Below are 12,479 nucleotides of genomic sequence, written 5' to 3'. Positions count from 1 at the left end.
GCGTGCCTCTATCTACATGATATAAAATATTAAATATAAGTTCAACGAAGACTTACATAGTACAGATTTTATTGTTTTTAAACTAAGAAAATAAGGTGGGAAGTACATGAGAATATTTCATGTCAGTGAGGAAAGTGATATTCTTGTCTTTCATCCTCGATTACCTGAACGAGCAGATTTAGATGCAACTAAAGGACTCATTTGGGCTATAAATGATAAATGCCTCCCTAACTTTTTAACGCCTAGAAATTGTCCAAGAGTTTGCTATCATATAGGTGCAGAAACAACAGAACAGGATATACTAACTTATTTCACCTCAGCATCTGCTTCACATGTAATTGTGATTGAAAGCAAGTGGTTTGAAACAATGAAAAATACGACACTTTATCTATATGAATTTGATATCCATGGATTTACGTTACAGGATCAGGTAGCTGGCTATTATACGAGTGAAACAACTCAGCTACCTATTGCTAAATTTGAAGTGAAAAATTTATTTGAGGAATTATTTAAGCGTCATGTAGAAGTACGGGTAGTCGATAGCCTGTGGGATATTTATGATAATATACAAAAAACAACATTAAATTGGTCGATGTGCAGAATGCGATTTGCGCAGCCAAGAAAATAATTAGACAAGTCTCGTAAACACTACTATCACGTTTACGAGGTCCTCTCAGATTTAGACAGTAAATGTATGTACTAATGGGATACTTATCATTTCAATTAATTTACTATCTTTATAAGTAAATATGTATTCATAGTTGGTTGATTCATCTAGCATCTTCGGTAAATAATATTTTAAATCTGCTATTCCTACATTTTGAGGATGCAAAATCCAAGTTAAGTCTTTCCAATCAAGAATACCTTCTGCAACCTTAATGGGTGTCACATATGGGTAGGAGTCTGGTAGTTCGGCAATAAATGCATACATGCACCCAAAGTTAGTGATTCCATCTGTCCATGTTATTTTTCCTTTGTATGTAATGTCTTGCAAAGCAATGCCGGTTTCTTCGTTAATTTCTCGTAATGCACCGACTAATGGCGTTTCACCTTGCTCAATTTTTCCACCGACACCATTCCAAGCGCCCATCCATTGTGGTTTATCTCTATTTAGTAATAATATTTTGTCTCCTTGCTTAAGAAAACAAATTGTATATTCAACCAAGCTTTTTCCTCCTTTAATTCAAAAAATGTGCCATAGTGGTCTTAAGTCTACTATAGCAGTTGTACCAATAGGAAGTTATAATAAATGTGACTTACAATCCATATTTAGGATAAAAATATTGTATCAAAAAATATAAATTTGACGTGATATTTAAAAAATGCCATGTTGATGAATGAGGAAATGAGGAAACGTTGTGATATTAATCAGTTCTTGCTTAGCGGGATTAAAGGTACGCTATAACGGTACAGATAGTTTAAATGAAAGAATACAACAGCTAGTATTAGAAAATAAGGCTGTAACTGTGTGCCCTGAATTGATGGGAGGCTTTACTACTCCTCGTGAGCCCGCTGAAATAGTTGGCGGTGATGGGGAAGATGTTCTTGATGGAAAGGCGATTGTAGTGGAAAGGTCTGGCCGTGATGTAACGGAGCTGTATCTAAAGGGTGCCTATGCAACATTACATAAAGCGCTTGAACTTGGCGCGACTAAGGTAATCTTAAAAGAGTATAGCCCATCCTGTGGCAGTGCAATGATTTATAATGGTGATTTCAATGCTACAAAGAGAATCGGTGCAGGCGTCACATCCGCACTGCTAAGAAGAAATAATATAGTGGTTATTTCAGAAGAAGATTTTTTTACAAAATAATAAAGTGAATTCCTTGCGTATAAAGGAATTCTTTTTTTTTTGAGAGAAAATGCTTGATATGGTCGTTGTATAGGATGTAGAGGCCTATACAAGAAGTTGAGAGGAATTGGTGCCATGAAATCGAATGAGAAAAATTTCATTAAGCGATTAAAACGACAGAAAGAGGATGCCCTTGAATATGTCGTGGATCAGTACTTATCGCTTGTGAAAGGTGTTATTTATAAGGTGCTTTCACCATTGCAACAGGATTATATAATTGATGAATGTATTAATGATGTCTTTATAAGTATTTGGGACAATATTGAGCAATTTAAAGGAGGTACTGATGATTTTCGAAAGTGGCTATGTGTCATTGCTAAGTTTAAAGCATTCGATTATTACCGACGAGCAGTAAAGAATAGAGAAGTATCCTCAGAGCACCCAGACTTACTAATCGACCCTTCAGTTGAGGAAGTGGTCATTCAGCTTGAAAATCAAGAAGAATTAGTAAAATTAATCAACACACTTGATGCTATAGATCAAAAAATATTTATGATGAAATTTTTCCTTGGTATGAGCACGAAGGATATTGCAATTCAAGTTGGTTTAACAGGTGCTGCTGTTGATAATCGCATATATCGAGGCAAGAAAAAATTACAGCAGCAAGCAATTGAATTAAAGCTTGGAGGTAATCCGTCATGAAGGGAATATATAAATTTTTCAACGACGTGCAATTAGATAATAAGGAATTTACTGAACTGGATGTTAGTGAATTTGAAAAAGCTCAGGTAAAAAAGCGATTAAAGCAAAGCCTAAAGAAAAAGAAAAAAAGAGTGAGATGGTCGCAAATAGCAGTAGCAATGCTTTTTATAGGATTATCAGGGGCGATATTAGGCTATACCTTTCCAGCCAATGCAGGAAGCATTCCTATTGTAAGAAACATCTTTCAATTTATAGATGAAGAAAGATCTTCACTGTATGAAAATTATAAAGAATTTTCAACAGCTATAGAATTATCCGACGTAAGTAAGGGTGTGGAGATATCGATTAATGACGCCCTTTACGATGGTGAAACAATTTTTGTAACCTATTCTCTCAAAAGTAAAAAGAAATTAGGTGACCATCCAAGAATCCATGATACTTCTTCTTCAGTAAAGGATGCAGATGGCATGGCCTGGGGATCGGAAATAAAAAGAGTAGACGATTACAATTATGTTGGTATGTTAACAGTTGGAAATTTCGGAACAAATGTAGGGGATACAGCATACTTAGTATGGGATATTGATAAGATTTTAACGGAAGAGAATACAATGATTAATGGTCACTGGCGTTTTGCTTTTTCTGTAGAGGCAACCACAAAGCACACGCAAATAGTCAATAAATCCTCGACTCTTGATGGTATCAAAGTATCAGTAAAAAAAATCACCCATACACCGATGTCCACCATTGTATATGTAAGGCAACAATTAGATCAGCATATTTTAGATTATTGGAATAATATTGAACTAGACTTTACAATGACAGATGATAAGGGGAATAGCTACGATGGTTTAAGTCATGGGGGGCGAGGTTATCCACATGATCTTAGTATAGGTAAGACGTTTGGAAAAGTTGACGAAAGAGCAACTACACTGAAGATTATGCCACATATCCGGCTCATAAAATCATCTGTAAATGAAGATGAACAAATAGAGGAAAAGAATGCCTTTGGCGAAACTGTTGTGAGGAATAGCCCTGTAGAAATAGAGGACTATAAAGAAATAAATCTTGAACCGATCGTTATTGAATTGAAAGAATAGGTAAGATATGAAAAGATGAAACTGCCCTCGCTCCTTTATAGAGTAAGGGCAGTTATTTAGTCAACAAGCAAAATTCGCGGTGAGGTTTTGGCGATGATTTTCGTAGATATCCAACAACCAAGACAGGCTGCCACAACACTTAAGAGAGATATTCCGATGGTTATTGGCCAATTTATCACAAGGGGTAACTCCAGTAAGCCATATTCTACAATAATACTTTGTAAAGCTACGGGTATTACTTTAACACCGATAAATATCCCGAATATAGTCCCTAGTGCTGAAAGAAACAGAATTCCTGATGTAATCGACCATCTAATAGTATTTGAGGTCATACCTATAGATTTAAAAATTCCGTAAGTTCCGCTTTCTTTTCTTACGTTTATTCTAGAAACACTAAAAATAATGATGAATGTTACAGTGATAAATAAAATTCCGATAACAGATAATGGGATTATTAAAACAGCGACCACTACTTTAAAGACATCATCTAATAATGTTTGTTGTGTGACAGCTTTGGCAGAGCTTTTAAAGTTATTGTTTAAATCATCAACAATTTGATCCGATAATGTCTCATCTACCAAATTGATCATACTGATTTCTGAAGCAGAATAGGTAGCATTATAAACTTTGATCACATCAGCGGTAATTCTCGCTGAATTAGACATATTTGCGATTGATTGATAAATACCAGTAACAATTAAATGATGCTGCTTGCCCTCAATATAGACTTCTACAATATCTCCTACATTTTTGTGTAAAGCCTTCGCGACATTAATGCCAATGGCTATTTCATTTTTATTTATAGGATTACGGCCAAAAATTGTCTCATATCCAGCAGCATCAAAACTACCTTCAATAGTATTGACATTAATATTTATCGATTGATTTAATTCATTAGGGAGAACCCCTGTAAATTGATCGAACCAAGCGTGATTTTTTATGCGTTCATCTGAGCGTAAAAATTGTTCAAACTGTTGTTTTGAAAATGTTGCCTCATTAAAAACCGTTACAACAACATGTGATGAATCGTAGCCCAATGCTGGTGTGTTTTGTTTGATGTTGGAAATAAAGCTATTATGAATGACTGCACTAAACACTAAAATTGCAGAAGTAATGGCTGTAAGAACAATAATTAAAATCGAACTTTTCATATTTTTAGTAATGTTTTTAATGCTAATTTGAAGTTGAATCGGCAAATGAACTAAATTAGAAAGACGATTAGAGTTGTTTAAACGCCGATTCAATTTACTGTTTGCAGATTCTGACATGCCGTACTTAATTGCTTGTACTGGTTCAACGTGACGTGCTTTGTTTGAGTAAATGAACGCAGTTAGGATAACAATGACAAGGATTATGACAGCAAGTAGCATAGTGATTCTAAAATCTTGAATAATCGTTAAATGCTTTCCGGCCTTTAAATAAGATAAAGAGCTTTCTATGATCACTCTGGAAAGGACTGTACTGGCAATAAGACCCGGAATAATTGAAACCATGGATAATAAACCAAATTGTAAAACATAGGTCGCACTAATTTTCCGAGAAGTGAGTCCAAGAGATTTGATAACACCAATCGTTTTATAGTTCGTTAAAATGGCATCTGAAATACTAAAACCAATAATAAACAATGAAATGAATAACATTGCTACACCAAAAGCGATCATGATAAAGCCGATAATTTTATTAATAATAAAATTAAACGAATAGAGATCCACGTATTCCATTTTTGATTCAAGGTAGGGGCCGTTTAAAAATTTTTCGAATTCTATCCAATAGTTTGCACTTTGCTGATAATCATCAAAGCGAAGGGCCATCATATATTGTTCAGACCCTATCATCGAATCAAATTGTTTATGATAGTCAGAGTCGTTCATCCAAATACGAGCATTCGTTGTAAAGGGTCCACCGTATGGCAAATCTACAACAATACCCGAAACATTTAATGTAAAAGCTTTTTCGCCAGTGTTAAATTCAATAGCATCTCCAAGTGAAATATTCGAAGTAGTAGCCATCGATGTGGGAATCCAAATTGTTCCCTCAGTAGGATAGTCCTGATTTTCACCCTCTGAAAATAGTAATTGATCAATAGCAAAGGGCGTTTTGGGTGTATTCATCATAAATAAGTAGAGATTTGGCGTTTCTACACCATTCGCTGTAAAGCCAGATAAATTTCTATAAGGAATGAGATTCGAGGCAGAAACCCCTTGTTGTTCTTGCCACCAATTGTTGACAGTGTTTGGATTATGAATATCCTTACCCATCGTTAAAATTTGATGTGCCCCATTTGAATCACGATGTGTTTTTTCAAAAATATTGCTTGTATTCATAATAATTATTACAGAGGTGGCTAATAAAAGGGTAGATAGCATAATTAGGATTGCTAATAGGACATTTTGGATTTTCCTTTTCTTAATATGTGCAAAGCAAAGTGTAAGTATTGCGCGCATTTTTTACTCCTTTCCTGCAACATATGAGAAGATAATATTTTCACGCTCTTGTATGCTAGCATCATCGTATTGATCGAAGTCTAAAATACCTCCAATTTTTCCATCCTGAATGATAATAAGCCGATTAGCACGACAGGCTGCTTTTATATCATGTGTAATCATCACGACAGACTGACCCTTGTTATTTAAATTCGTTAAAATATCTAAGACAGCTACTCCTTGATCGTAATTTAAACTACCCGTTGGTTCATCTGCAAATAGAATCTCTGGGTCATTGACTAATGCTCTAGCAATAGCAGCTCTTTGTTGCTGTCCACCAGAGGTTTGCGAAGGTAAACGATTTCGTTGCTCTTCTAGTCCCATTTTATTTAATAGCATCTCCGCTTTTTTTAACACATCTTTTTTAGGATATTTTGCAATATATCCTGGCAGGGTGATGTTTTCTAGCAATGTCATATCCGGGACGAGATTACTACTTTGATAGACATATCCAATTTTTTTAGAACGAAATGTAGCTAACTGCTGTTCGGTAAATGTATCCAGCCTTTCTCCATGAAAATAGACTTCACCAGTCGTAATGGAATCTAGACCACTTAAAAGATAAAGCAGTGTTGATTTACCCGAACCAGAGTTTCCCATAATGACTGTAAAATCTCCTTTATATATTTCGATATTAATATTTTTTATTGCATGAAATTGCTCACTCCCTGTGGAATATGTCTTGCATAGATTTTGAGCACGAATAAGTACCTCTTTTCCCACGAAAATACCGCCTCCATCGATTTTATTTCTTTTAGTGTAAGGGGGATTTATTATAAGGGCCTTATTAAATTATTAATAAATTATTACAACAGAAAAATCTGTTGATAAATTCATGTAGCTCTTTCATTATAAGAACTTTTAGAAATGAAAAACGTTGTAATATAGATGCTGTGAAAGAGGAGGGGATTATTATGCCATTAACATTTGCCCATCCAGCGGCAGTAATACCATTCTGTAGAAAAAGCAGATATATTAATTTTTCCGCAATGGTTTTGGGAAGTATGGCTCCTGACTTTGAATATTTTTTACGAGGTCAACCAATAGGGGAAATAGGGCATACTTTCACAGGTTTTTTTCTATTAAATCTCCCTTTAGTTTTAATGATTTACTTTATTTATCATCAAATTATACGTTTGAATGTAATCATTTACCTACCTTTCTACAGGATACATCTAGCTACAAAGTGGAGGGAAGTAAAACATGGAAGACAGTCGTTTTTTGTTACTCAGCGATAATTGGAATGTTAACTCATGTAGTATGGGATTCTTTTACACATATGCATGGATTTATGGTAATGAGTTTCCCAACTCTTAGCCACACTTTCAATGTGTATGGCTATCAAATACCCATTTATAAATTTTTACAACACGGCAGTACACTTTTTGGAATTTCGCTAATTATCGGCTATATGTTTTACAGAGCATCACTAAATAAGAATAAAGATACTTCGAAAATTAGCGCTAAAAAGAAACTCTATTTTTGGGCTTTATTAGTTATTTTAACACTACTATATGTAAGTATTTGGTGCATGATTGATTGGGTACCAATTAGTAGCTATGGAAAAATAGTTGTGCGTTTCATAGATTCATTTTTTGGAAGTTTACTAACCATTTGTTTAGTTATAACATACCATCAAAAAAAATCAGATTATCGTAATAAAAAAGTGCTCTCTTGAAAAGGTGTATTTTTATCCCGTGTAACCAGTCGTAGAAGCCCGATCAATAGGAATGAAGAAAACCCTCTCAGATTAAACCTTTAGTATAAAGACAAAAATAAGCTTTGGATATAAGAAGGGTCCAAAGCTCTTTCCTAAAATTATAATGTTTTCACTTGCTCGATTTTTAATCCGAAAATTTGAGGCGGTTCAATCTTGTTCATTTGTAAATATGCAGAGATTTGTCCACGATGATGAATTTCATGTTCGGGAATCGACATAAGTATTCTCCATGCACTTACTTCATGACCATGAAGGGTTAAAACCTTTTTTGACAACACATCGTTACCTATTTTCAATAGCCCCTCTGTTAATTTAGTTTGACATGACTCTAAATAATTAGATATATCCTCTATGGAAGCCCCATTACTAGTATCATGTCCCGTGTACGTCCACGAGCCATGTTCAAATATACCTAGAAACATCAAACGAGCTGATGCGATATGCCGCAATAATTCACCTATAGAAAATTTATCTTCAGAGGGCTTCCAATCTAAAAGTTCATCAGGTATTGCCTTCATATATTGCATCGTTCGTTTATGAATACCATCTAAATATTTTACATATTCCTCTATATCATGAATCATGTCTTCACTCTCCAATTTTTTTCTGACCTTCATTACTTATATTCTTAATTTTTTGGAATTTTCCTCTTGAAAATTTAAATAGTAGGAAGAGTTAATGTAAATGTTGTTCCAATATTTTGTTTACTTTTAAATGAAATAGAACCATTATGCGCTTCCATAATATGCTTACAAATAGACAACCCGAGTCCAGCTCCTTCATTTTTCACAGCAGTCTCTCCAGGAGCCTGAATACCTCTGAAGTATCGTTCAAAAATAAAAGGCATATCCTCAGGTAGCATTCCATTACCATTATCTATGACATTAATGTATAGTAATTGGTTTTCAATATTGATGGAAACGGTTATGGAATCGCCTTTAGAGGTATGCTTTAGTGCGTTCGTAATAAGGTTTGAAAGTACCTGCTCTAGTCTATGCTCATCTGCTCGAATAAGGACATTAGGAATATACTCTGGCTCGATAAATTCAATGCCGGTCGTTTGGACGTAATGATGAATGGGATGCAAAATATTCGTAAAAACATCTTTGCTATATTGCTCTGTTAAGTTAACTGGGATATGCCCAAGCTCCTTCAACGTGTGAATAAATAAATCATCAATTAGCCTGGACATTTTTTCAGTATTTGTTTGCATGATTTGAATATATGACAGAAGCGAATCCATGTCAGGACAAATTCCCTCAGAAATAGCATCTAAGTAAGCTTTTATTGTTGTTAGAGGTGTTCTTACCTCATGCGAAATACTTGAAATGAGCTTTTTCTGGTTTTGCTCCTGTTCATCTCGTTGTAGCGTAAGATTTTTTATTTCTAATCGCATTTGATCAAATACTGCATATAATTCACCAATTTCATCTACTCTCGGATACTCCGTTTTCTGTTCATAATTCCCTTTGACAATTTCTTCGGTACTTTTTTTCAAATCATTTAAAGGAAGTAAGATTTCCTTATTAGCCTTCCTTGTAATGTAAATGGCAAGGCAAATGATTAAAAAACATAATAGACCACTTATGAATAAAATTGAAAAAATGCTAGTATTAGGCTGTTCCATGGGAAAGAGTACATCTTTATCGATGGTGAAAATAGCGTTACCTAGTTGTTCATTCGTCTTACTAATTATAGGAAAGGCAATTTTTATGATCTCAGGTTGTTGTTGAGAAGTAAATAAATCATAATGTAAATCGTTTTTTAAGCTGATAAACTGTGAAGGGTCATCTTCTATTGAATTAAAAATAATTTTCCCATCTAATTGAACAACTGTGATATCTATATCTTCACTATTGCTCATTTCCTGAAGGGAATTGCGTAAATTTAAATTTTGTTCGAGACTTGTAAAATGGTCTTCTATGTACAATAAAACGTTATTTACCTGTAAGCGAATTTGATTGATAACGTACTCATTTGATGGTTCCTCATTTTGTTTAACAGTAGTAAGCAGTAAAAGAAGGAAACAAATAAATAATAGAGAAACACAAATTAGTATAGACCATAGCCATTTCTTCATCCAAATTTTTAAATACATTGTGCTCTCCTACGAATGATTTTGAGTACTAAATTTATAACCAACACCCCAAACAGTTTGAAGGTAGACAGGGCAAGATGGATTGACTTCAATTTTTTCACGGAGACGTCTAATATAAACAGTTATCGTGTTTTCATCTCCATAGGTGTCATAGCCCCAAACCGCATCAAGTAGCTGCGTTTTGGAGAACACCTGATTACTATTTTTCATTAGAAAAAACAACATTTCAAATTCTTTTGCTGATAGAGGAATATGCTTTTGATCAAGGGAAAAGGTATACTCATTTTTATTGATAATCATATGATCGATTTGAATCAGGTCCATCTTTTCTGTATTGTCCTGCAGCCATCTATACTGTTTCCGTAAATGGGCATTTATTCTTGCAACAAGCTCACTTAAGGAAAATGGCTTCGTCATATAATCATCTGCACCGAATCCTAGACCAAGAACCTTATCAGTATCACTGCTGCGAGCACTTAAAATTAATATCGCAACATTGCTATCTTCTCGAATTTGACGACATAATTCGATGCCATCACAATCAGGGAGAGATAGGTCAAGAATAACAAAATCAGGACGGCTATTTTTTATAGCCTGAATAGCCTCATGTCCAGTTGGAGCGATATAAGGCTCAAAATGGTTGACGCTTAAATAGTCTCTAATGATAGTAGCAATATCACCCTCATCTTCTATAATTAGTACTTTTGCTTTTTTTAACATAGAAACCTATCTCCTTAGTAGTTTTCGATTAGCTAGGAGGAAGAATACCATAATGACTAGGCTCGCATAAATAAATATCCAAGCAAATTGCCAATAAAAAATGCTTGGTATTGTTGTTATGGAATCTTCTGAATTCATCATATCTAACGAAAGACGGACTGGAGGAAGCAGCAAAGTAAGGCCTTTCACTTGTGATATTGTCTCGTGTAAAGCAGCTGCTACAACAGAGATTAGTAAGATGCCTAGCACACCCCACCAAGTATTGTGCCTATTTTTAACAAGCTCTCTTGTACAGATAGCTGAAAGTGCAATAGCTAGTATAGCTAAACTAAAGTGAGCAAGGAAGCCTAGTAATAGATGTAAAAATCTTGGCGTTTCTCCAAAGGCACCAATAACAGTAGGGTAAAGTACTGATATAATGCTTAAGCCTAACGCAATCAGTCCACAAATAATGAAAATTGCTAGATTGTATTGTGTTCGACCTTTAGCATGTAGCGTTGTTATTACTTTTTGCTCCTCATCCTCCGCGTGAAACAGTGTGACCGTAAACCATCCCATTAGAAAAAAGAGCATAATGGCTGTGAATGAATAGCTATCTAATATAGGATTTGGAACAAAGGTATAATTGACGACAAGACATAGCACAAAGATTGAAAAAGGTGGAACATATTGATAAGTCCTTAAATAATTGATAAATTGATAGCGTAATAAACTAAGCATTCTAGTGTCTATTCCTCCTCGTTAAAATTGATTATAGAAATGTTCCTCCTGATAGTTGACTGGCATTAATTGTTTGATGGAGACATTTTTGCGTAGAAGGTCTTCTAAAATACGATTGGTATCCTCTAATTTAATCACAGTAACAATTTCAAAATGGTCAGAATTTAACTGATTTTGCTCTAGAATATCAAGAAAAGGATATAGGTTTTCCAATAGTGCCAGATCGCCAATCTCAAAAATTAATCTATTATGCTGTGTCTGATTGGAATTGAATGAATCTGTTTGGATGATTTTATTATTCTGAATTACAAAAACGGTGTCAACAAGATGCTGAAGCAATTTCGTTTCATGACAGGTTAGGACGATGCTCAAACCCTTGTCTTTTAAAATAGAGAGGGTTTCTTCTAGATCACTCTGTGCCTTTGGATCAAGACCTGATAATGGCTCATCCAATATTAGTAGATCCGTATTTTCAAGCATTGCCTGCATAATCATTACCTTTTGCTTCATGCCTTTTGAAAAATTAATGATACGAATATTCCTTGATTCCTGTAAATGAAACATTTCTAGTAAATCATCAATTTTTTGCTGTAATTGTTTTGTTGCCATTCCTCGAATACTGCCCATATGAAAAAGATATTCTTCTGGCGTAAATAAAATATGTGAAGGTGTCACCTCTGGTACATACCCAATTTTTAAAGACTGTTGGTGTTTAATAACTGCACCACTGTCGGCATCTATTAATCCAGCAATGATTTTTAAAAGAGTGCTCTTTCCAGAACCGTTCTTTCCAACAAGAGCTATTATTTGGTGGGCATAAATTGATAAGTAAGCATTCTCTAAAATCTTTTTGCCTTTGTATTGTTTAGAGATGTTCTGTATTTCCATCATCATCTTCATTTTTATACCCCTTTATTTTATTGATATTTTGGTAAAATACATATGTACGATGGCACTAATTGTAAAACTAGTATAGATGAATATCTGCTCTTTTACTATGAAAATGATGGGGTAATTTTCTATTTTTGGTCATTACGTTCAAAAGAGTTCTGCCTAGGAAATGGCAGAACTCTTCATAGTGTTGAAAAATTAAATAGTCAAGGGACTTTTTGTGAATATTTAGTCAAAATGAAGGTGATTTCCGTTCCA

The 12,479-nt window shown here is 34.5% G+C and carries 13 protein-coding genes and 1 pseudogene; 6 read left to right on the top strand and 8 right to left on the bottom strand.

What is annotated here, in order from left to right:
• The first annotated feature begins 106 nt into the window (after nucleotides 1-106).
• The gene (locus AC3WOM_RS15575; RefSeq protein WP_492447498.1) at nucleotides 107-628 is read left to right on the top strand and encodes a DUF6886 family protein; all 522 of its coding nucleotides are present in this window, start codon (nucleotides 107-109) and stop codon (nucleotides 626-628) included.
• Nucleotides 629-679: 51 nt separating this feature from the next.
• Here the strand turns inward: AC3WOM_RS15575 and AC3WOM_RS15570 are convergent, their stop codons facing one another.
• Entirely contained in the window at nucleotides 680-1,165 is a 486-nt protein-coding gene (locus tag AC3WOM_RS15570) for an NUDIX hydrolase (protein WP_427544052.1), read from the bottom strand.
• Nucleotides 1,166-1,358: 193 nt separating this feature from the next.
• On the opposite strand from AC3WOM_RS15570, the gene AC3WOM_RS15565 reads away from it, so the two are divergent.
• From AC3WOM_RS15565 to AC3WOM_RS15555, 3 genes are all read left to right on the top strand, one after another.
• Nucleotides 1,359-1,811 carry a 2-thiouracil desulfurase family protein gene (locus AC3WOM_RS15565; protein ID WP_492447497.1) on the top strand — a complete coding sequence of 151 codons (453 nt, stop codon included), beginning with the start codon at nucleotides 1,359-1,361 and terminating at the stop codon, nucleotides 1,809-1,811.
• Between the two features lie 114 nt (nucleotides 1,812-1,925).
• On the top strand, nucleotides 1,926-2,492 hold the full coding sequence (locus AC3WOM_RS15560) for a sigma-70 family RNA polymerase sigma factor (RefSeq protein WP_492447496.1): 567 nt from the start codon (nucleotides 1,926-1,928) through the stop codon (nucleotides 2,490-2,492).
• On the top strand, nucleotides 2,489-3,589 hold the full coding sequence (locus AC3WOM_RS15555) for a DUF4179 domain-containing protein (protein WP_492447495.1): 1,101 nt from the start codon (nucleotides 2,489-2,491) through the stop codon (nucleotides 3,587-3,589). Before AC3WOM_RS15560 ends, AC3WOM_RS15555 begins: the two co-directional genes overlap by 4 nt.
• 56 nt (nucleotides 3,590-3,645) lie before the next feature.
• Here the strand turns inward: AC3WOM_RS15555 and AC3WOM_RS15550 are convergent, their stop codons facing one another.
• Both AC3WOM_RS15550 and AC3WOM_RS15545 read right to left on the bottom strand, forming a co-directional pair.
• Nucleotides 3,646-6,033 carry an FtsX-like permease family protein gene (locus tag AC3WOM_RS15550; RefSeq protein WP_492447494.1) on the bottom strand — a complete coding sequence of 796 codons (2,388 nt, stop codon included), beginning with the start codon at nucleotides 6,031-6,033 and terminating at the stop codon, nucleotides 3,646-3,648.
• A 3-nt stretch (nucleotides 6,034-6,036) separates the two neighbouring features.
• Nucleotides 6,037-6,795 (bottom strand): ABC transporter ATP-binding protein, encoded by a 759-nt coding sequence (locus tag AC3WOM_RS15545; RefSeq protein ID WP_427544037.1) that lies wholly within the window; start codon nucleotides 6,793-6,795, stop codon nucleotides 6,037-6,039.
• 191 nt (nucleotides 6,796-6,986) lie between these two features.
• On the opposite strand from AC3WOM_RS15545, the pseudogene AC3WOM_RS15540 reads away from it, so the two are divergent.
• Nucleotides 6,987-7,750, top strand: a pseudogene (locus AC3WOM_RS15540) (DUF4184 family protein).
• A 140-nt stretch (nucleotides 7,751-7,890) separates the two neighbouring features.
• Here AC3WOM_RS15540 and AC3WOM_RS15535 read toward each other — a convergent pair.
• The 5 genes from AC3WOM_RS15535 to AC3WOM_RS15515 form a co-directional block, all read right to left on the bottom strand.
• Complete coding sequence (locus AC3WOM_RS15535; RefSeq protein WP_492447493.1) at nucleotides 7,891-8,376, bottom strand: DinB family protein; 486 nt, start codon at nucleotides 8,374-8,376, stop codon at nucleotides 7,891-7,893.
• Between the two features lie 74 nt (nucleotides 8,377-8,450).
• On the bottom strand, nucleotides 8,451-9,890 hold the full coding sequence (locus AC3WOM_RS15530) for a sensor histidine kinase (RefSeq protein ID WP_492447492.1): 1,440 nt from the start codon (nucleotides 9,888-9,890) through the stop codon (nucleotides 8,451-8,453).
• A gap of 9 nt (nucleotides 9,891-9,899) precedes the next feature.
• Nucleotides 9,900-10,610 carry a response regulator transcription factor gene (locus AC3WOM_RS15525; protein WP_492447490.1) on the bottom strand — a complete coding sequence of 237 codons (711 nt, stop codon included), beginning with the start codon at nucleotides 10,608-10,610 and terminating at the stop codon, nucleotides 9,900-9,902.
• Nucleotides 10,611-10,616: 6 nt separating this feature from the next.
• Nucleotides 10,617-11,330 (bottom strand): ABC transporter permease, encoded by a 714-nt coding sequence (locus AC3WOM_RS15520; RefSeq protein WP_492447489.1) that lies wholly within the window; start codon nucleotides 11,328-11,330, stop codon nucleotides 10,617-10,619.
• Between the two features lie 21 nt (nucleotides 11,331-11,351).
• On the bottom strand, nucleotides 11,352-12,230 hold the full coding sequence (locus AC3WOM_RS15515) for an ABC transporter ATP-binding protein (protein ID WP_492447488.1): 879 nt from the start codon (nucleotides 12,228-12,230) through the stop codon (nucleotides 11,352-11,354).
• A gap of 42 nt (nucleotides 12,231-12,272) precedes the next feature.
• Between AC3WOM_RS15515 and AC3WOM_RS15510 the strand changes: the two genes are divergently transcribed.
• On the top strand, nucleotides 12,273-12,479 hold a 207-nt coding region (locus AC3WOM_RS15510), incomplete at its 3' end, for a hypothetical protein (protein ID WP_492447487.1).

This window comes from Lysinibacillus sp. FW301-JW8 (genome assembly GCF_058788755.1).
Note: the sequence above shows the minus strand (reverse complement) of the source record. Positions and strands in the feature narration are given on the sequence as shown.